The organism is Deltaproteobacteria bacterium, assembly GCA_016875225.1.
Lineage (GTDB): Bacteria > Myxococcota_A > UBA9160 > SZUA-336 > SZUA-336 > VGRW01.
This window is the reverse complement of sequence record VGRW01000073.1, coordinates 1-16,590: the sequence shown is the minus strand read 5'-3', so window position 1 is coordinate 16,590 and position 16,590 is coordinate 1. Positions and strand designations below refer to the sequence as shown.

Annotated in this window: 14 protein-coding genes; 6 read left to right on the top strand and 8 right to left on the bottom strand. The window is 71.4% G+C overall.

Features of this window, described 5'->3' with window-relative positions; all coding sequences use genetic code 11:
- Positions 1 to 54: 54 nt before the first annotated feature.
- From FJ108_14725 to FJ108_14715, 3 genes are all read left to right on the top strand, one after another.
- Positions 55 to 1,074: an aldo/keto reductase gene (locus FJ108_14725; GenBank protein ID MBM4337137.1), complete on the top strand. Its 1,020-nt coding sequence runs from the start codon at positions 55 to 57 to the stop codon at positions 1,072 to 1,074.
- A gap of 186 nt (positions 1,075 to 1,260) precedes the next feature.
- Positions 1,261 to 2,667, top strand: coding sequence for an ammonium transporter (locus FJ108_14720; protein MBM4337136.1), 1,407 nt, complete (start codon positions 1,261 to 1,263; stop codon positions 2,665 to 2,667).
- A 31-nt stretch (positions 2,668 to 2,698) separates the two neighbouring features.
- Positions 2,699 to 3,037 (top strand): P-II family nitrogen regulator, encoded by a 339-nt coding sequence (locus FJ108_14715; protein MBM4337135.1) that lies wholly within the window; start codon positions 2,699 to 2,701, stop codon positions 3,035 to 3,037.
- An 8-nt stretch (positions 3,038 to 3,045) separates the two neighbouring features.
- Here FJ108_14715 and FJ108_14710 read toward each other — a convergent pair whose 3' ends face one another.
- Together FJ108_14710 and FJ108_14705 are read right to left on the bottom strand one after the other, a co-directional pair.
- The gene (locus tag FJ108_14710; protein MBM4337134.1) at positions 3,046 to 5,073 is read right to left on the bottom strand and encodes a hypothetical protein; all 2,028 of its coding nucleotides are present in this window, start codon (positions 5,071 to 5,073) and stop codon (positions 3,046 to 3,048) included.
- Complete coding sequence (locus tag FJ108_14705) at positions 5,070 to 7,238, bottom strand: hypothetical protein (GenBank protein ID MBM4337133.1); 2,169 nt, start codon at positions 7,236 to 7,238, stop codon at positions 5,070 to 5,072. Before FJ108_14705 ends, FJ108_14710 begins: the two co-directional genes overlap by 4 nt.
- Positions 7,239 to 7,369: 131 nt before the next feature.
- Between FJ108_14705 and FJ108_14700 the strand changes: the two genes are divergently transcribed.
- Together FJ108_14700 and groL are read left to right on the top strand one after the other, a co-directional pair.
- Complete coding sequence (locus FJ108_14700) at positions 7,370 to 7,657, top strand: co-chaperone GroES (protein MBM4337132.1); 288 nt, start codon at positions 7,370 to 7,372, stop codon at positions 7,655 to 7,657.
- 12 nt (positions 7,658 to 7,669) lie between these two features.
- The gene (gene groL, locus FJ108_14695) at positions 7,670 to 9,316 is read left to right on the top strand and encodes a chaperonin GroEL (GenBank protein ID MBM4337131.1); all 1,647 of its coding nucleotides are present in this window, start codon (positions 7,670 to 7,672) and stop codon (positions 9,314 to 9,316) included.
- 74 nt (positions 9,317 to 9,390) lie between these two features.
- On the opposite strand, the gene FJ108_14690 is transcribed toward groL, so the two are convergent.
- The 6 genes from FJ108_14690 to FJ108_14665 form a co-directional block, all read right to left on the bottom strand.
- Positions 9,391 to 10,317 carry a pyruvate synthase gene (locus FJ108_14690; GenBank protein ID MBM4337130.1) on the bottom strand — a complete coding sequence of 309 codons (927 nt, stop codon included), beginning with the start codon at positions 10,315 to 10,317 and terminating at the stop codon, positions 9,391 to 9,393.
- Positions 10,314 to 11,543 (bottom strand): pyruvate synthase, encoded by a 1,230-nt coding sequence (locus FJ108_14685; protein MBM4337129.1) that lies wholly within the window; start codon positions 11,541 to 11,543, stop codon positions 10,314 to 10,316. Before FJ108_14685 ends, FJ108_14690 begins: the two co-directional genes overlap by 4 nt.
- Entirely contained in the window at positions 11,540 to 12,466 is a 927-nt protein-coding gene (locus tag FJ108_14680) for a hypothetical protein (GenBank protein MBM4337128.1), read from the bottom strand. Before FJ108_14680 ends, FJ108_14685 begins: the two co-directional genes overlap by 4 nt.
- 13 nt (positions 12,467 to 12,479) lie before the next feature.
- A complete protein-coding gene (locus tag FJ108_14675) occupies positions 12,480 to 13,595 on the bottom strand; it encodes a Glu/Leu/Phe/Val dehydrogenase (protein ID MBM4337127.1) in 1,116 nt (371 codons plus the stop codon).
- A 20-nt stretch (positions 13,596 to 13,615) separates the two neighbouring features.
- Entirely contained in the window at positions 13,616 to 14,455 is an 840-nt protein-coding gene (locus tag FJ108_14670) for an enoyl-CoA hydratase (GenBank protein ID MBM4337126.1), read from the bottom strand.
- A gap of 231 nt (positions 14,456 to 14,686) precedes the next feature.
- The gene (locus tag FJ108_14665) at positions 14,687 to 15,124 is read right to left on the bottom strand and encodes an META domain-containing protein (protein MBM4337125.1); all 438 of its coding nucleotides are present in this window, start codon (positions 15,122 to 15,124) and stop codon (positions 14,687 to 14,689) included.
- Between the two features lie 62 nt (positions 15,125 to 15,186).
- Between FJ108_14665 and FJ108_14660 the strand changes: the two genes are divergently transcribed.
- On the top strand, positions 15,187 to 16,590 hold a 1,404-nt coding region (locus tag FJ108_14660), incomplete at its 3' end, for an FAD-dependent oxidoreductase (protein ID MBM4337124.1).

Sequence of the window (16,590 nt, the reverse complement as noted above, 5' to 3'; positions counted from 1 at the left end):
GGCTGCTCAGCTCGATCGGGGACATCCCGCCAGTCGAGCTCGAGGCGAAGTACTATGCGGGACGAGAAGAAGCTCCGGTCATGGAGGCCGGACTCAACTAATCGAGTCTCCGGGGAACCCGGGGTGGTTCAGTTCGGCCTGCAGGCGGACGAGCCGACCTCGCTTGCGATCCTGGACCGCGCCTTCGAGGCCGGCCTCGACTTCCTCGACACCGCCGACGTGTACCCGCTCGGCGCGCGTGTCGAGCAGACCGGAATCACCGAGGAGATCATCGGGCGCTGGCTCGAGTCGCGCTGCGCGCGCGCACGCGTGTTCCTGGCCACGAAGTGCCGCGGCAAGATGGGCGAAGGCCCGAACGACTCCGGCCTCTCGCGCTTCCACATCCAGCGCGCCGTCGAGGCGAGCCTGCGCCGGCTGCGCACCGACGTGATCGACCTGTACCAGACGCACTTTCCCGACCCGCACACGCCGATCGACGAGACGCTTCGCGCGCTCGACGACCTCGTGCGCGCGGGCAAGGTCCGCTACGTCGGCTGCTCGAACTACCCGCTGTTCCGGCTCGCCGATTCCGCCCGTTGCGCGCGCGAGCTCGGGCTCGCGCGCTACGAGACGCTGCAGCCGCGCTACAACCTGCTCTACCGCGAGATCGAGACGGAGCTCCTGCCCTGGGCGCGCCAGGAGCAGCTCGGCGTGATCGTCTACAACCCGATCGCCGGCGGGCTGCTCTCGGGCAAGTACTCCGCGCACGAGGCGCCGCGCGCGGGCACCCGCTTCACGATCCGCGGCGCGGGCGAGATGTACCAGAAGCGCTACTGGGACGAGGCCCAGCTCGAAGCGGTCGCGGACCTCGCGCGCGCGGTCGCGGAGCGCGGGCTCGCGCTCGCGTCGGTCGCCGTCGCGTGGGTGCTCGCGCAGCCCGGAGTCACCTCCGCGATCGTCGGCGCGAGCCGGCCGGAGCAGCTCGACGCGACGCTGGCCGGTGCCGAGCTCGATCTCGACGCCGATCTCGCCCGGCTCTGCGATCAGGTCTGGTGGCGGCTTCCGCGCCGGCCGGTCGTCGAGGGCTACCGCTAGGCAGGGTAGCGGCGCCATCGCGTGCCCAGCTTCGCGGCGCGGCTGCCCGGGATCTGGGCAGTCGCTGCTGCGGGACGATGCGAGCGCGCCGCCGCGGAACGGCACGGCCCTTGCTCTCCGTCGCTCCGGGGTCGAGAGAGCCCTCGGAGGGAGCACCACATGAGCGGGTCACGCAGCAGGGACTTCATGCGAACGATCGGCGCGAGCGGCGCGGCGCTGGCCGCGACGCTTCTGGGCGCCGCAGCCGTACACGCGCAAGAGGCGGCCGAGGCTGCGCCCGCGGTCGCGAACGCCGGCGACACCGCCTGGCTGCTCGCGGCGACGGGCCTGGTGCTGATGATGACGCTGCCGGGTCTGGCGCTCTTCTACGGCGGGCTGGTGCGCGCGAAGAACGTGCTGAACGTCTTCATGCAGTGCTTCATCGCCGCGGGTGTCGTCGGCGTGCTCTGGGTCGTCGCGGGCTACAGCCTCTCGTTCTCGAGCGGCGGCGGCGCGTTCATCGGGAACTTCGCCAAGGCGGGGCTCGCGGGGATCGACCTCGACTCGGTGATCGCGAACTACGGCACCACGCCGGTGCGACACATTCCCGAGTACATCTTCGTGATGTTCCAAGGCATGTTCGCGATCATCACGCCCGCGCTGATCCTGGGCGCGGTCGTCGAGCGGATGAAGTTCTCGAGCTTCCTCGTCTTCATCGCGATCTGGCTGCTCGCGGTCTACTGCCCGCTCGCGTACATGGTCTGGGGCGGCGGCTGGATCTTCAACGCCGGCGCGATCGACTTCGCGGGCGGCCTGGTCGTGCACATGTCGAGCGGGTTCTCGGCGCTGGTGGCGGCGATCATGCTCGGCAAGCGCAGGGGCTTCGGGCGCGAGCCGATGCCGCCGCACAGCCTTCCGCTGTGTCTGATCGGCGCGGGGCTGCTCTGGGCCGGCTGGTTCGGCTTCAACGCCGGCAGCGCGCTCTCCGCGACGCCGCTCGCGGCGCTGGCCCTGCTCAACACCAGCACCGCCGCATCGATGGCGGTGCTGACCTGGGCCGCGATCGAGTGGATGCACCGCGGCAAGCCCACGGCGCTGGGCGCGGCGACCGCCGCGGTCGCCGGCCTGGTCGCGATCACCCCGGCCTGTGGCAACGTCTCGCCGCTGGGCGCGATCGCGATCGGATTCGGCGTGTCGGCGATCTGCTACTGCGCGGTGACGTTCGTGAAGCCGATGCTCGGCTACGACGACTCGCTCGACGCGTTCGGCGTGCACGGGCTGGGCGGCACCTGGGGGGCGCTGGCGACGGGCCTGTTCGCCACGTCGCTCGGCAGCGGGATCGAGACGAACGCGCAGCAGGTGATGGTGCAGCTGAAATCGATCGGGTTCACGGCGGTGTATGCCCCGGCGCTCACGTTCGTGATCCTCTACGGGCTGAAGCTCACGCTCGGCCTGCGGGTCGCGGACGAGGACGAGTACGAGGGCCTGGACGTTTCGCAGCACAGCGAGAGCGCATACTCTCTCGGCTCTGGCTCGAGCATCGGCGGCGGCAGCGCGGCTTCCCCTCTCGCGGGGGAAGGCTACGCTGCATCTGCCCAGACGCGACACGCCTGAATCTCCACCAGGGAACGCAAGGAGTATCGCCGTGAAGATGATCAAGGCCGTGATCAAGCCCTTCAAGCTCGACGAGGTGCGCGACGCGCTGACCAAGATCGGGATCGAGGGAATGACCGTTTCGGAAGTTCGGGGCTTCGGCCGTCAGAAAGGCCACACCGAGCTGTACCGAGGCGCGGAGTACGTGGTCGACCTGCTGCCGAAGATCGAGCTCGAGGTCGTGGTCTCGGACGGGCGCGCCGACCTGGTCGTCGAGACGATCCGCAAGGCGGCGAACACCGGGCGCATCGGCGACGGCAAGATCTTCATGTCGCCGGTGCTCGAGGCGGTTCGCATCCGCACCGGCGAACGAGGCGAGGACGCGCTCTAGAAGCGGTCTCAGGCGCGCCGCGCCGAGAGCCGCGAGGCTGCGAGCGCGAGCCCGTAGATCGCCAGCGCCACGAGCCAGATGCCGCGCATTCCGATCGCCATCGAGGCGTACTCCAGCAGCCCGCCGCCCATCGCTCCGATCAGGTTGATGCCGAGCGGGTAGCCCGTGACCGGCTGGCGCTCGAAGAGCCGGCTGAAGCAGATTCCCGCGCAGTAGACCGGCAGCCCGATCAGCCCCGCGCAGGCGAGCGCGCGCGCGCCCGCGCCGAGCTCGAAGAGCAGCGGCAGCGGAAACGCGTAGTTGAGGGCGATCGACGCGAACAGGCCCGCCCAGGCCAGGCCGAGCGGCGGCGCGATCTTCCGGAGCACGCTCAGGTTCGCCAGGAAGACCGTGAGCAGAACCGAAGCGAAGACGACCACGTTCACGGTCCAGGTCGAGCCGAACAGCAGCGCGAGCCGCACGATCGAGCTCGACTCGACCAGCGTGAAGCCTACGCCGAGCAGCAGGAACTCCGCGTGCATGCCGCGAACCGGGTGCAGCCGGCGCAGCAGCGCGAAGGCTAGCAGCATCACGCCCGCGACCACCGCGGCGAGCTTCAGGTACACCGGCGCGATCGTCGGGCGCTCCAGATAGACGAACGGCCAGTCGTCGCTCGCGGGGAGCCCGTGGCCGTAGCGCGCCAGGATCTCGGAGTGCCCGGTGAAGGTGTTCTCGCCCTTCGTCGCGACGATCACCGTGTTGAACAGGAAGCTCTCGCGGTCGAAGATCAGCATCGACTGGTCGCCGAACGCCTGGCGCACCGTGGCGAAGATCCGCTCGTAGAGCCAGGGCTGGAACACCGAGTAGTACAGCCCGACCACGCCGCGATCCGCGAGCAGGTTGCGCGCGTCCGCGAGCGCCTCGCGCGTGTACACGTAGTTCTCCAGGCGCAGGTTCGCCGAGCTGCTGAGCAGCACCTGCGAGTCGAGCGTGCCGAAGACGATCAGGTCGAAGCGCTCGCCGCTGGTGCGCAAGAAGTGGCGCGCGTCGTCGACCACGGCTCGCACGCGCGGGTCGGCGTACGGTCGCGCGGGATTGCGCTCGCGGCCGAGCGAGAGGATCACCGGATCGATCTCGACCGCGACGACCTCCTCGGCCTGGTTCAGCAGCGCGACCTGCACGTCGTTGCCGGTGCCGGCGCCGAGCACGAGCACCTTTCGCGGCGCGCGGCCGTCGTGCATGTCGCGGTACACGTCGTATGGCACGCCGAAGCGCTTCAGCATGACTTTCTGCAGCCCGCGCGCCTCGGGCGAGTCGTCGCTCCAGTCGATCGCGAGCTGGTGGAAGCTCGAGTTCACGTACACGCGCAGGCCTTCGGCGCTCTTCTCGTGCTGCACGTAGTAGTACGGGCTCCAGGCCGACTCCTGCGCGGAGAACGCGAAGTACAGGAACGGCAGCCCGGCGAGCGCGAAGAGCGCCCGGCGCAAGACCGCGCGCTCGAAGACGAGCGCCCAGGCGAAGCCGACCGCGATCGGCCAGATCCACGGCGGCAGCTGCAGCCCGGAGCTCGCGGCGAAGACCAGCGTGCCCGCGAGGCTGCCCGCCAGATCCCAGCCATACGCGACCAGCCGCGAGTGCTCGTCCATCGCGCGCGCCAGCGCCTGCCCGAGCGCGACGAACGGGATCGCCGCGAACACGAACACCGCCGCGGCGGCGGGAAACAGCGCGAGCTCCCGCGCCCGCCCCTGCAGCTCCGGGTACTGCAGGAAGTAGTGCACGTGTGCGGCGTCGGCGTGGATCACGATGCCGCGGCCGAGCAGGATGAAGCCGAAGACGAGCAGGAGGCCGAGCGGAAGCGCGGGCGCGAGCGAGCGCTGCCGCTGCAGGATGCAGCCGAGGCCCATCCCCGAGAATCCCGCGGTGAACATCAGGTTCGTGAAGTACGAGATCGCGCGGACCTCGGCGGGGACCTGGCGGATGAACGCGAGCTCCAGCACCAGGATCATCCCGGAGAGCAGCGCGATGCGGAGCGGAGGCGCGGCCGACGACGGGCTCAAGGCGCCCCCGCACTCGCCGCGAGCTGCTGCTCGATCCAGGCGCGATAGGACGCGTCCTCCGGCGGCGTCTTCTGCAGCGCGAACTCGAGCAGCTGCCGCCCCTCGTGCGTCCGCCCGCTCTGCAGCGCGACCCGGCCGAGCGCCCCGAGCTGCTTCGCGCCGATGCCCGGCGCGTAGATGTCGGGGATCGCGCGGCGCGCGGCGCGCCAGGCCTCCTCGAATCGGCCGAGCTCGACCAGCGAGCCCCAGAGCTGCCCCTCCAGGTACGGCCGCTGCGAATTCGCGCCGGGATCGCTGCCCAGACGCGAGATCGCCTGCCGGTACGCGTCCGCGGCCTCGGCGAAGCGGCGGGCGCGGTACAGCGCGTCCGCGCGCAGGCGGTCCGGCTCGGGTCGATCGCCGTGGATCGCCGCGAGCTCGGCCGCGCGACGCAGAGCGGTGTCGGTGTCGCCGCGCTCGAGCGCGATCACGCCCTCGAAGATCCCCACGCGCCCTCCCCCCGGGTGGATCTCGCTCATGCGACGCAGCTCGACCGCCGCGCGCGAGAGCGTGTTCGGGTCCTCGAGCGGGCCGACCACGTCGAGCGCGAAGGGATCGATCTCGCGCAGCCGGTAGCGCTCGACCAGCTCGGGATTCTGCGATTGGCTGGCGAACAGCACGCTCGCGTCGTCGACGAAGACCGGCGCGTAGTCGGGAAAGCCCGCGGCGATCGCGGGAAAGCCGCGCATCTCGCGGGGCACGACGAGAAAGCCCGGCCGGTACGAAGCGACCAGCGACCCGAACACGACCGGATCCTGGAACGCCTGGTCCGCCGCGAAGATCGCCGCGTCGGGAAACAGGAACGGCGTCTGCAGATCGACGAAGATCTTCTGGCGCGGAAACAGCTCCCACTCCAGGTAGCCGCCGTCGTTGGGGTGATTCAGCACGTCGCCGGTCGCGCCGACGCGGTCGAGGAACGCGACCGCCCCGTCCGGCAGCTCGCGCGCGCAGAGCGGAAACGCGCAGCGCGTGTCGAGGACTTCCGCGAGGTAGCGAAACGGCAGGCACGCGAGAAGCGCGGCGAGCCCGAGCGCGAGCCAGCGCGGAAGCGCCCCGAGCGAGAGCGTCGGCGGCCGGAACGCGCCGAGCAGCGGGAGCGCGAGCAGCACGAACTCGATCGAGAAGCGCTGCATGCGCAGCAGCAGCACCGATCCGCCCGCGAGAAGCAGCAGGTGTGCGGGCCGAAGCGTCGCGCGGCGCAGGCTGGCCAGACACGCCGCCGCCGCGAGCAGAAGCAGCAGGCTGCGCAGCGTGGTCTGCGTGACGAGCAGCCCGGTCTGCGAGAGCAGGAAGAGCGACGCCGGGTCGACCGGCCGCAGCTCCTCGATGTACTGCCCCGCGAACGAGACCTCTGTAAACGGCGTCGCCAGAAGTGACAGGCCGTGGGGCGTCGCGAGCACGCAGAGCATCGCGAGCAGAACCGGAACCAGCGCGCGCGGCGTCGCGGCCCGCGTCTCGGGCGCCGCTCCGACCCGCGCGAGCAGCGCTTCGGCCAGATACGCGCCGAGGATCAGCTCCATCACCGGGTACTCGATCCCGTGCAGGTTCACCCAGGCGATCGCGAGCCCCGGCAGCGCCCAGAGCGCGCGGCGCGACTCGAGCAGGTACAGGAAGACCGCGATCAGCAGGTAGCTCGCGGCGTGCGGGCGGATCGCGGTGAAGCGCTCCAGCACGTAGAGCCCGGCCAGCGTGAAGACGAACGCCCCCCAGGGCAGGCTCTCGGGCGCGCGATCCGCGCGAAGCAGCGCGAGCGCGAACCCCAGCGTGACCAGCGCCAGCACCGCCCGCAGCAGAACCAGCCCCACGGGCCCGCCCAGCGCATGCACCCCGTACAGGCCGAGCTGGGTCAGCCAGTAGTAGTCGAGCCAGGACGGGGTCGGGCGCAGGAACGAGAAGAAGGCCGAGCTCGGAATCGCGCCGTTCGCCGCGATCTGCCGCCCGGCGTTCAGGTGGTACCAGAGGTCGGTGTCGACCGCGACGATCGGCCAGCGCAGCGCGCCCAGCGCGACCGCCGCGAAGAGCAGTCCCAGGTACAGGAGCGCGAGCTCCCGCGCCGAGGCTCGGCCGCGGGCCAGGCTCCCGAGGGCCGCCCAGAGCTCCGCGCCGACGCTAGCGACCCTGGTCACGATCCGCGGGATGGCAGGTTCCTTCCTGGGGGCGGGCCGGAGGGTAACAGAATCCCGCGGTCGGCTTGACAGCCGAGCGGGCAGTTCCTAGCCAAGGCACGCGTCTTACAACCAAGCCAAGGAGAGTGACCGTGAAGGTTCGGCCCCTGCATGACCGGATCCTCGTCCAGCGCCTCGACGCCGAGACGAAGACCGCCGGTGGCATCATCATCCCCGACACCGCCAAGGAGAAGCCCCAGGAGGGCAAGGTCGTGGCCGTGGGAGCCGGGAAGATCGGCGACGACGGCAAGCGTCAGCCGATGGGCGTGAAGCCCGGAGATCGCATCCTGTTCAGCAAGTATGGCGGCAGCGATGTGAAGATCGACGGCGACGAACACTTGATCGTTCGCGAGGAAGACGTCCTCGCGATTCTGGAATAGGAGAGCGAATCGATGTCCGCAAAGATGATCTGCTTCGACGAGGAGGCCCGCGCCCGGCTCCTCGATGGCGTGAACACGATGGCCCAGGCCGTCGCGGTGACGCTCGGTCCCAAGGGGCGAAACGTCATCATCGAGAAGAGCTTCGGCTCGCCGACCGTCACCAAGGACGGCGTGACGGTGGCCAAGGCGATCGAGCTCGAGGGCAAGTACGAGAACATGGGCGCCCAGATGGTGAAGGAGGTCGCGAGCAAGACCTCCGACGTCGCGGGCGACGGAACCACCACCGCGACCGTGCTCGCGCAGGCGATCTTCAAGGAAGGCACGAAGCTCGTGGCGGCCGGGTCCTCGCCGATGGAGCTCAAGCGCGGCATCGACAAGGCCGTGGCCGCGATCGTCGAGGAGCTGAAGAACATCTCGAAGCCGACGCGCAACTCCGATGAAATCGCTCAGGTCGGCACGATCTCGGCGAACTCGGACGAGTCGATCGGCAAGATCCTGGCCGAGGCCATGCAGAAGGTCGGCAAGGAAGGCGTGATCACGGTCGAGGAAGCGAAGTCGATGACGACCGAGCTCGAGACCGTCGAGGGCATGCAGTTCGACCGCGGCTACCTCTCGCCCTACTTCGTGACCAACCCCGACCGCATGACGGTCGAGCTCGAGAACCCGCGCATCCTCCTGCACGAGAAGAAGATCTCGAGCATGAAGGACCTTCTGCCCCTGCTCGAGCAGGTGGCGAAGAGCGGTGAGCAGCTGCTGATCGTGGCCGAGGAGATCGAGGGCGAGGCGCTCGCGACCCTGGTCGTGAACAAGATCCGCGGCACGCTGCACACGGCGGCGGTGAAGGCGCCCGGCTTCGGCGATCGCCGCAAGGCGATGCTCGAGGACATCGCGATCCTGACCGGCGGACGGCTGGTCGCGGAGGAGCTCGGCATCAAGCTCGAGAGCCTGACGCTGAAGGATCTGGGCCGCGCGAAGAAGGTCACGATCGACAAGGACAACACGACGATCGTGGGCGGCGCCGGCGCGAAGAAGGACATCGAGGGCCGCTGCAACCAGATGCGCAAGCAGATCGAGGACACCACCTCGGACTACGACAAGGAGAAGCTGCAGGAGCGCCTGGCCAAGCTCGCGGGCGGCGTCGCGATCGTGCGCGTCGGCGCGGCGACCGAGGCCGAGATGAAGGAGAAGAAGGCGCGCGTCGAGGACGCGCTGCACGCGACCCGCGCGGCGATCGAGGAGGGCATCGTGCCCGGCGGCGGCGTCGCGCTGCTCCGCGCGCAGGGCGTGCTGTCGAAGGTCGAGCAGGGGATCTCGGACGACCAGCGCGCGGGAGTCGCGATCGTGCGCCGCGCGATCGAGGCGCCGCTGCGGCGGATCGCCGAGAACGCCGGCCACGAGGGCTCCGTGGTGGTCGAGCGCGTCCGCAACGAGAAGGGCGCGTACGGCTTCAACGCGGCGACCGAGCAGTACGGCGACCTGCTGAAGGCCGGCGTGATCGACCCGACCAAGGTCGTGCGCTGCGCGCTGCAGAACGCAGCGAGCGTGGCGGGCCTGCTGCTCACTACCGAGGCGATGATCGCCGACAAGCCCGAGAAGAAGGGCGCGGCCGCTGGCGGCATGCCCGGAGGCATGGGCGGAATGGGCGGCATGGACATGTGATCCGGACGAGTCACTTCGGGTGACTCGGGCACGGGCCCGGAGGGCGACCTCCGGGCCCGTTTGCGTTCAGGCGATCACGTCACGCGCGCGCAGGCCTCGTCGACCGCAGTCTGGATCGCTGCGAGCGTCTGCTCGTCGCGGCGCGGCTCGAAGAGATGCGCGAAGCGGCGCTGTCGCTCGAGATACCGCTCGACGGGAAGTCGCGGCTCGTAGTGCTTGGTGCGGACGACCCGGCCGTCCGCGTACTCGAGCAGCGGCCAGACGCCGGTGCGGACCGCGAGCCTTCCGATCTCGATCGAGTCCTTCGGGTCGAAGCCCCAGCCGGGCGGACACGGCGCGAGCGCGAGCAGCAGCCGCGGCCCCTTCATGCGCTTCGCCTTCTCGACCTTTCGCGCCAGGTCGACCGGCTCGGCGGCGATGATCGTCGCCGCGTACGCCGGGCGGTTCGCGACCCAGAGCGCGAACAGGTCCTTCTTCACGCCCGGGTAGCCGCGCGGCCCGCGGTCGGTGGCGGTGCGCGCGCCGTGCGGCGTCGACGCGGAGCTCTGCTGGCCGGTGTTCCCGTAGCCCTCGTTGTCGTAGCAGAGGTAGATGAAGTCGAGCCCGCGATCGATCGCGGCCGAGGTCGCCGAGAGGCCCATGCCCGACGCCGCGCCGTCGCCGGTGAGCACGACGACGTCGAGGTCCTCGTCGGCGGGGATGCGCCGCTTGGCGATCAGGATGTCGAGCGCGTCGCGCACGCCCTGCGCGCCGGCCGGCGCCGAGGCCATCGCGGAGTACAGCCACGAGCCGCGAAACGGCGTGAACGGGTGCGTCGCGAGCAGGCTCATGCAGCCGGCCGCGTTCACCACGACCGTGCGCTCGCCGAGCACTTCGTACAGCTCGCGGAACGCGCCGAGCCCCCCGCAGCCGGCGCAGAGCGAGGTGCCGGAGCCGAGCAGGTGCGTCGAGGGAAGGTCCTGCATGCGGCGGTAGCGGGTCGGCTCGTCCGCGTCGCTCATCGGTGTCGCTCCTCGTGCGCGATCGCCTGGAGCTTTCGCACCTCGCGCAGCTCCGCCTCGGTGTAGAGCAGCCGCGGCGCGGGCGGCCGGCCGGCGCTCGCGGCCTCGAGCGCCTCGCCCGAGATGGAGCAGAGCTCGTCCACGCCCACGCGCCGGCCGCCGAGCCCGCCGATGAAGCTCGCGAGCAGCGGCGCGCCGGCCTGCCCGTGCAGCGCGCCAGCGAGCTCGGCGTGCAGCACGCCGCCGGAGCCGATCGAGAGGTCCTGGTCGACGACGGCGACGGCTCTTCGCCCGTGGAGCGCGCTTCGCAGCGCCGCGGTCGGAAACGGCCGCAGCAGCCGCGGGCGCACCAGCCCGGCGCGCGTCCCCGATTCGCGCAGCCGGTCCACCGCGTCCTTGGCAGTGGTGGAGAGCGAGCCGATCAGGAAGAAGACGACCTCTGCGTCGTCGCTGCGGTAACACTCGACGGCGTCGTTCGCGCGACCCGTCGCGGCCTCGAGCTCGATTGCGGCGTCCGCGAACACGGTGCCCGCGTGCTCGGAGGCGCGGTGCATCTCGTAGCGGAAGTACGAGTACGGCCCGCCGCCGAGCACCGCGACCGCCTGGCTCACCGGGCGGCTGGCGCGGAACGCGGACGCGCCGGGCTCGAAAGCTCCGACGAAGCGGCGCGCGAGCTCTGGATCCGGAAGCTCGACCGGCTCGCGCGTGAACGAGAGCAGGAAGCCGTCCAGGTTCACCAGCGCCGGCAGGCGCACGTCCGGGTGCTCCGCGGTGCGGTAGCCGAGCAGCACCAGGTCGAGCGCCTCCTGGCAGGTCGCCGCGTGCAGCTGCAGGAAGCCCGAGTCGCGCGCCGCGAGCACGTCGCCGTGGTCGCTGTGCAACGTGACCGGCGCCGCCACCGCGCGCGACACGTTCACCAGCACGAACGGCGCGCGCCAGCCCGCGACCGAATACAGCATCTCCATCGCGTAGAGCAGCCCCTGGCTCGAGGTCGCGGTGAAGACGCGCACGCCCGTCGAGGCCGCGGCGCCAGCAGCGGTGAGCATGGAGTGCTCGGACTCGAACATGACCGTTCGCGCGTCGAGCTCGTTCGACCCGATCCAGCCCGCCAGCGTCTCGATGATCTCGGTCTGCGGCGTGATCGGGAACGCGGGCACGTAGTCGACGCCCGCGAGCCGCGCGCCCCACGCGATCGCTGCGTTGCCGCTGAGCAGGACGCGGCTCATCCGACCTTCTCCGGCTCGGTCGCGCGTCCGGCCTCGCGCTCGACGCGGATCGCGTGCGGCGGGCAGACCGCCGCGCAGACGAGGCAGCCCTTGCAGTGGTCGTAGTCGATGCACGGCCGGCCGTCGGGATCGATCGAGATCGCGCCGTCGGGGCAGAAGCTGCTGCAGAGCCAGGAGCAGCGGCGGCAGAGCGCGTCGTCGATCACCGGACGAAGCGTGCGCCAGAGGCCCGTGCGAACCTGCACGCTGGTGAGCGGCACGCGGATGTCCGGCGCGGCGACGTCCGCGGGATCGAGCGGGACGTCGACCCAGTCCGGCCGCGGAAGCGGCGCGCCGATCGGTGCGGGCTCCTCCGTTACGCAGCCGGCGAGCGCGGCGAGCTCGTCCCAGGCCGCGAACGCGCGCGCCGCGCTCGCCGCGCGCGCTTGCGCGGAGAGCGCGGCCAGCTCGCGCTCGAGCGCGCTTTCCAGCGATGCGCGAGAGACCACGCCGAGCATACGCGCCGCCGCGCCCGCGCACGCCGCGCCCACGAGCGGAAGCTCCGCGCCCTCTTCGACCTCGAGCGCGAAGGTCGCGACTCGCTCCGAGCGGCCCAGCCTGGAGCGCCAGATCTCCGCCGCGACACCGCTGCGGATCAGGAGCCAGCTCCGCTCGTCCGCGTCGCGCAGCACGCCCGCTGCCGCGACGCCGAGCAGAGACTCGTCGCCGACGGCGATCAGGTCCGCGCGCGCCGGAAGGCCGCGCTCGCGGATCGGCGCGCGCGCTGCGCGCACGGTTGCCGACACCGGCGCGCCGCGCCGCTCGGCGCCGTACAGCGGCGAGTCCTGCGTCTCGAAGCCCTCGACGAACAGGGCGCTGGCGAGGATGCGCGCCCCGGTCTGGATGCCCTGACCGCCGCGGCCGTGGAGGCGGATCCGGTACATCCCCCTGCCCCTCTCAGAAGATCGACCAGCGGCGCGTCGCCATCGCGCGGGCCACGCGCTCGCGCGCGAGCTCGACCGCGGCCTGCCGCGGCTGCACTTGCTTTCGCGAGGCGGACTCGAGCACGGCCGCCGTGTTGGCGCGGATCCGCTCCGCGATCGCATCGAACGCGGCCGACTGCGTCGCGCCGCGGTACTCCATGGCCGCGCAGATCACCCCGCCCGCGTTGGCGATGAAGTCCGGCACGCAGACCACGCCGCGCTCGTGCAGCATGCGCTCGGCGTCGGCCGTGATGGGGATGTTCGCGCCCGCGATCACGAGCTTCGCGCGAAGGCGCGGCGCGCTCGCAGCGTCGATCACGTCCGGCCGCGCGGCGGGGATCCAGATCTCGCACTCCACGCCGACCAGCTCCTCGGCCGAGATGCGCGTGCCCGAGGAGTGCTCGGCCACGCTCTTGCCCGCGCGCTTCAGCTCGGCGAGCGCGGCGACGTCGAGCCCGGCGGGGTCGGCGATCGCGCCGGCCGAGTCGCTCACAGCCACGATGCGCGCGCCCTGCTCGACCAGGAATCGCGACGCGTGCAGGCCCACCGAGCCGAAGCCCTGCACCGCCACGCGCGCGCCCGCGAGCGACAGGCCGACGTGGCGCGCCGCGACCTCCGCCGCGTGGCGCAGGCCGAAGCCGGTGGCGCCGAGCTCGTCGAGCGGAATCCCGCCGAGCTCGCGCGGCAGGCCGACCGCGCGGCCGATCTCGTCGCGCACCCAGGCCATCGCGGTCTCGTCGGTGCCCATGTCGGGCCCGAAGATGTAGTCGTCGCAGCCGCGAAGCGCGCAGGCGAAGGCGCGGATCAGCTCCTCCTTGCGCTCGCGCGGCATGCGCGGATCGCCGTAGAGCACCGACTTGCCGCCGCCGTGCGGCAGGCCGGCCGCCGCGTTCTTCAGCGTCATCGCGCGCGCGAGCCGGAAGCACTCCTCGGTGCTCACGTCCGGCGCCATGCGCAGGCCGCCGATCGACGGGCCGGCCGCGGTGTTGTCGACCACCAGCGTGCCGCGAAGCCCGATGCGCGGCTCGTGCACGTGCACGATCTTCGCCGGGCCGAACTCGTCGCAGAGCGAGAACGCCAGATCCTGCATCGGCTCCCCCCGTCGGTCCGTCAGCGCCCCTTGAACACCGGCGTGCGCTTCTCGACGAAGGCCTGCGCGGCGTCGCGGTGGTCCTGCGTCAGGCCCGTGTGCACGTGGTGCGTGGCCTCCATGTCGAGACACTCCTCGAGCGACGCGCCAGTGAGCGCGCGCCCGATGTTCTCCTTCATGTAGCGGAAGGCGATCGTCGCGCCGCTGGCGAGCCGCTGCGCGAGCGCGCGTGTCTCGCTCTCGAGCGCGGCGTCGGCGACGACGCGGTTCACCAGGCCCAGGCGCTCGGCCTCCTTCGCGTCGACGCGGTCGGAGAGCAGGTACAGCTCGCGCGCCTTCGCGGCGCCGATGAGCTGCGTGAGGAAGAACGTGCCGCCGTAGTCGCCGCTGAAGCCGACCTTCGCGAACGCCGTGGTCAGGATCGCGCTCTCCGCGGCCACGCGCAGGTCGCAGGCGAGCGCGAGCGAGAGCCCCGCGCCCGCCGCCGCGCCGGGAAGCGCCGCGATCACAGGCTTGGGCATGCGCCAGATCCGGCCCGCGGTCTCGCGCTGGCTGAGCCGCTGGCGGTGGATGCGCTCGTCGAGCGTGAGCGCGGCGCGCCCGGCCCCGCCCGCCGATGCCTCGGCCATGCCCTTCACGTCGCCGCCCGCGCAGAACGCGCCGCCCGCGCCGGTCAGCACCACGCAGGCCACGTCGGTGGCGGACTCGGCCTCGCGAAGCGCGAGCGCCAGGCCCGCGAGCATCTCGTCGGAGAGCGCGTTGCGCCGCTCCGGCCGGTTCATGGTGAGCCACGCTATGCGGTCTTCGACTCGCGCGAGCAGGTGTTCGGTGCCGGTCTCGATCGTGCGTCCCTGGGCCATCACGTCTCCTCGTGCGGCCCATTCTACGCGGATCGACTACGGCAGCGCGATCGTGCTCAGGACGTAGAGGCCATCCAGGAGCATCCAGCCCGCCATCAGCAGAGCGAACGCGATGTTCTCGAAGCGGCTCATGATCGTCTCCTCGCGGTCGTGCGTTTGGAAGACGACCCCAATCTCGCCGCGCGCGGCGGGCCGGGCTGTGAAGCGTTTCACTCCGAGGTGCAGATCGCTCTAGAGTGTTCGACCGGTGAAGGTCGCGAGCAGGCGGCCATCGGCACTGTGGAGCTCGAGCGTTCCGTCGACGATCGCCCACTTCGCGGTCGCGTCGAGCGCCGCGCCCAGGGCGTCCTCGGTGTCCATGCCGCGCTCGCACGCCATGCGCGTCGCGGCGACCGCGCCGAGCTCGATCTCGTCGCCGCGAAGCGCGTAGCTGCAGCTGAGCCGGTTGCAGCCGCCCGATCCGCTCACCCGGCCCGGCACGGAGCCGAACTCGAGATAGGCCTCGGTCTGCGTCTCGGCGATCGGCGCGCGATCCGCGCCCAGGCTCGCGAGCGTCCAGCGCGCGCCCTCGAGCCTGGCCGGGGTCACGCCCACGCCGACCGCCGCGCAGGCGAGCAGCGCGCCCCCGAGCAGGGCCACCGAGAGCGCGCGCAGTCCGGATCGCTTCATCCTGGCGAAGGCTGGTACAACACTTCCCGGCCACACTCCAGACGGCGAGGGGCGAAGCGACGATGAGCGAGAACTCCGAGACCCTGGCGACCCGGCCGCGCCGGCTCGAGCAGATCGAGCGCTGGGACATCGACACCGACGTCGCGATCGTCGGCTTCGGCGGCGCGGGCGCGTGCGCCGCGATCGAGGCTTCGGATGCGGGAGCCGTGGTGTGCATCTTCGAGTCCGCCTCCGCGAGCGGCGGCTCGACGGCGCTCTCGAGCGCCGAGATCTACATGGGCGGAAGCGGCGGCACGCGCGTGCAGAACGCCTGCGGCTACCGCGACACGACCGAGGCGATGTTCGACTTCCTGATGGCCGCGCAGGGCGAGCTCGCCGACGAAGCGCGGATCCGCGCCTACTGCGAGGGCAGCCTCGGCCACTTCGACTGGCTCGTCTCGCTCGGCGCGAAGTACAAAGACAGCGAGTACCGCCAGCGCGCGATCATGGCGACCACCGACGACTGCCTGCTCTACACCGGAAACGAGAAGGCCTGGCCGTTCCGCGAGCTCGCCGCGCCCTGCCCGCGCGGCCACAACCTGCAGGTCGAAGGCGACCACGGCGGCCCGATGCTGATGGGCGTGCTCACCGCGAACGTCGAGCGGCGCCCGATCCGCGTCGAGTACGACGCCCGCGCGCTGACGCTGATCGCGGACGCGGACGGCGCCGTACACGGATTGGTGGCGCGAATCGACGGCCAGGAGCGCAATGTCCGCGCGCGCCGCGGTGTGATCCTGTGCGCGGGCGGCTTCGCGATGAACCGCGCAATGCTCGCGACCCACGCCCCGCGCCTGCTCGCGTCCGGGAACATCCCGATCGGAAATCCCGGCGACACGGGAGCGGGCATCCGCATGGGCCAAGGCGTCGGCGCCGCGCTGCTGCACATGAGCGAGGGCTTCATCACCCTGCCCTTCTACCCGCCCGCCTCGCTCACCTACGGCATCTTCGTGAACGCCCAGGCCCAGCGCTTCATCAACGAGGACGTCTACCACGCGCGCCTCGCGCACCACGCCCTGCGCCAGCTCGGCCGCGCGATCTTCCTGATCGTGAGCCACGACGACTACCAGCGCCCCGCATTCCTGAACGCGCCCGTCGCCGGCACCGGCGAGACGATCGAAGAGCTCGCCGCCGAGATCGGCCTCGACCCCGCCATGCTCCGCCACACCGTCGACTACTACAACGCGCACGCCGCGCGCGGCGAAGACCCCCTCTTCCACAAGAGCCCCGAGTGGCTCAAGCCCCTCGCCCCGCCCTACGCCGCGCTCGACTGCACCCCCGGCCACGGCGCCCTCTACCCCTACTTCACCCTCGGCGGCCTCGACACACTCCCCACCGGCGAAGTCCTCACGCTCGACAAGCGCCCCATCCCCGGCCTCTACGCCGCCGGCCGCACCGCCTGCGGCGTGCCGCGCACCGCCGCCGGGTAC

What these genes read in the sequence shown, in the direction of transcription:
- FJ108_14725 (MBM4337137.1), top strand. Translation starts at nt 55, where the DNA reads ATGCGGGACGAGAAGAAGCTCCGGTCATGGAGGCCGGACTCAACTAAT.
- FJ108_14720 (MBM4337136.1), top strand. Translation starts at nt 1,261, where the DNA reads ATGCGAACGATCGGCGCGAGCGGCGCGGCGCTGGCCGCGACGCTTCTG.
- groL (MBM4337131.1), top strand. Translation starts at nt 7,670, where the DNA reads ATGTCCGCAAAGATGATCTGCTTCGACGAGGAGGCCCGCGCCCGGCTC.
- FJ108_14690 (MBM4337130.1), bottom strand. Translation starts at nt 10,317, where the DNA reads ATGAGCGACGCGGACGAGCCGACCCGCTACCGCCGCATGCAGGACCTT.
- FJ108_14685 (MBM4337129.1), bottom strand. Translation starts at nt 11,543, where the DNA reads ATGAGCCGCGTCCTGCTCAGCGGCAACGCAGCGATCGCGTGGGGCGCG.
- FJ108_14680 (MBM4337128.1), bottom strand. Translation starts at nt 12,466, where the DNA reads ATGTACCGGATCCGCCTCCACGGCCGCGGCGGTCAGGGCATCCAGACC.
- FJ108_14675 (MBM4337127.1), bottom strand. Translation starts at nt 13,595, where the DNA reads ATGCAGGATCTGGCGTTCTCGCTCTGCGACGAGTTCGGCCCGGCGAAG.
- FJ108_14670 (MBM4337126.1), bottom strand. Translation starts at nt 14,455, where the DNA reads ATGGCCCAGGGACGCACGATCGAGACCGGCACCGAACACCTGCTCGCG.
- FJ108_14665 (MBM4337125.1), bottom strand. Translation starts at nt 15,124, where the DNA reads ATGAAGCGATCCGGACTGCGCGCGCTCTCGGTGGCCCTGCTCGGGGGC.